Below are 2606 nucleotides of genomic sequence, written 5' to 3'. Positions count from 1 at the left end.
TGGCGCGTCGCCTCATCGGGTAGCGCTGTTCTGATAACCCGGTAGCGCTCTTCTGCCTAAGTGGTAGCGGCCCGGACTGTCTGCCCGGGCCGCTGCGGTTTCACTCCCAGTAGGTGTCGTGGCTGCGGGTTTGTTCGTTGCGGTGCCTGCGCATGTCAATCTGGCCCAGGTTGATGATCCGGGCGTGGTTCGCGAGGCGGTTCACGATCGAGTCCGCCGCGACCCGGTCGGGGAGTTCGGCGACCCAGTGCGCGGGTCCGGTTTGTGAGGCGATCATCGTCGGCAACCGGTGTTCTCGGTTCGCGAGCACCGCGAACAAGTCGCTGGCGGCGTCGCTGTCGATGCCGACGGTGAGGAAGTCATCGATGATGAGTAGGTCGATGTTGGACAGCTCGTTCAGCAGCTTCTGGTGCGCGATGCCATTGCCGCGGGCGATGACGAGCCGTCGGGCGAGGTCGTCCATCCGGAAGTAGGCGACCGTGTGCTCGCTCTGGCTGGCGCTGATCCCGAGCGCGCAGGCGAGGTAGGTTTTCCCGCCTCCGCTGGGCGAGATGATGAGCAGGTTCGTCGAATCCGCCCGCCACTGATGGGTGGCATAGCGGCGCATCCGAACGGGGGTGATGCCGCGCCCGTCGCGGTAGTCGACTTCCGCAATCGTGGCTCCGGGAATCGGAAGCTGTGCCTGGCGGATCAGGCGCTCGACCTTGTTCACCCGCCGGGATTCCAACGCGTCGTCGACGGCGGTGAGGAACAGCTGCTCCGGGGTGAGGGTGTCGTTGGCCTCGTCCTGGATGAGTTCCTCCAGCCGGGTCGCAACATGGGTGACCCGCAGGGCGCGGAACTTGTCGTAGTCGATGCTCGTGAAGGTCATCGCCCGGTCCCTTCGCCGATCTCGTAGTGGGAGGCGTCGCGAACATAGACGTCGGGTCCGGTGTCCCGGAAGACGACGGTGCTGCCGCGCTTGCGGGTCGAGGCCGCCGGGATCAACGGCTTGGGTTTCTTCGCGTCGCTGTCGATCGTGGCCATGAGGTGTTTCAACGTCGTGTAGGTGGGGTGCGCACGGCGGTTCAGCAGCTCCTGGCAGGCGGCGTCCAGCCGTTGCCGGTTGTTCTTGCCGAGCCCGTCGAGAATGTTCTGGCAGGCCAGATACCCTTGCGCCTCGATTGCCTGGCTGTCGAGGATCTGCTCGATCACCGTGACCGTCGCCGGGCCGAAACTGCGGGCCCGATCGGTGAACCACCGCCTGGACCACAGCCCGTCGATATTGCGGTGCTGCGGCGGAACATGCTCCGGCAGGGTCGAGTACTGGCCTTTCCGGCCCGTCAACCGCGGGTGTTTGCAAATGATGTCGTTCCCGTCGAACACCGTCACCGTCGAAGCGGTCAGCCGCACCCGCAACAGCTTGCCGGCCAACGCGAACGGCACCGAATACCGTTGGGTGTCGGCGGTGACGTGGTAGTTGCGGCCCGCCTTGAGCTCCTTCCACTGGACGTCCTCGAATGCCGCGTCCGGCAACGCACCCAACAGCTTCCTCTCTTCAGCGTCGAACCTCTCCCACCGGGTCGAGCCGTCAGCGCGGCGGATATCGTGGTTGATCTCCCGCACCCGCTCAACGATCGCGTCGTTCAACTCGGCCAGAGTCGTGAAGACATCGTCCTCGAGATACCCGATGACGCGTTTGTTGACGACGTTCACCGCGTTCTCGGCCGACGCCTTGTCCCGGGGCTTCTTCACTCGGGCGGGGACGATCGCGCACTGGTAGTGGTCGGCGAGCTGTTGATAGCGGGCGTTCACGACCCGCTCCGCATCGCCGGGGTGGGACCGGTTTGTCGCCGTCGTCGGGTTGTCCGGCACGATGATCTGCGGCACCCCGCCGAAGAATGCGAATGCCTGAACGTGGGCGTCGAGCCAGGCCGGCGACTTCATATCGATGAACGCGCAGCAGAACATCAGCCCGGAGAACGGCAGCACCGCGACGAACAGCACCGCCTTCGTAGTCTCACCGGTGACCGCGTCGACCAGCTCGATGGTGTCGCCGGCCCAGTCCACCAGCATCGCCCGGCCCGGCTCGTGGTTCAGCACCGCGACCAAGTCGTGGCTGCGGACGTAGTCGGTGAACAGGGCGCAGAACTGCGAATAGCCATACTTCTTCCCGAGGTCCTTCGTGTCGACGTAGCGGCGCCAGGCCAACAACAGGGTGAAATGCCGGTTCGCTTTCATCGACGCCAGCACCCGAGACAGGTCGGGCTGGTCATATTCCTCGGACACTTTCCGGCGCCCGTCCGGGAACCACCCGGCCAGATCGGCGTCGCTGACTGAATCCGCCGCGGTGACGCCCCGCGCCTGGATTTCCTGGCTCACCCGGGCCACGGCGCGGTGCGAGCACCCCGCGATCTCCACCACGTCCCGATAACTGCGCCCCTCCAGCAACAACACCAGGATCTTTCGATAATCCGCCATGAACCAGCACTCCAAACGTGAAACGACAACACCCCATGTGTTGTCGTTTCACAGCAGAGCAGCACACCCGCGTCGAGCGCTACCCTGTCCCCGGAATCGCGCTACCGGATCGTCAGAACAGCGCTACCCGATAGGGCGACTCGCCA

Annotated in this window: 2 protein-coding genes; both read right to left on the bottom strand. The window is 64.9% G+C overall.

Annotated elements, in window-relative coordinates; all coding sequences use genetic code 11:
• Positions 1 to 100 precede the first annotated feature (100 nt).
• Complete coding sequence (locus QN350_RS19455) at positions 101 to 871, bottom strand: ATP-binding protein (RefSeq protein WP_322137582.1); 771 nt, start codon at positions 869 to 871, stop codon at positions 101 to 103.
• A complete protein-coding gene (istA, locus tag QN350_RS19450) occupies positions 868 to 2460 on the bottom strand; it encodes an IS21 family transposase (RefSeq protein ID WP_322138219.1) in 1593 nt (530 codons plus the stop codon). The genes QN350_RS19455 and istA overlap by 4 nt, the downstream gene beginning before the upstream one ends.
• Positions 2461 to 2606 lie beyond the last annotated feature (146 nt).

Source organism: Cryobacterium sp. 10I5, assembly GCF_035019865.1.
Taxonomy (GTDB): Bacteria; Actinomycetota; Actinomycetes; order Actinomycetales; family Microbacteriaceae; genus Cryobacterium; species Cryobacterium breve_A.
This window is presented reverse-complemented; position numbering and strand designations above follow the sequence as displayed.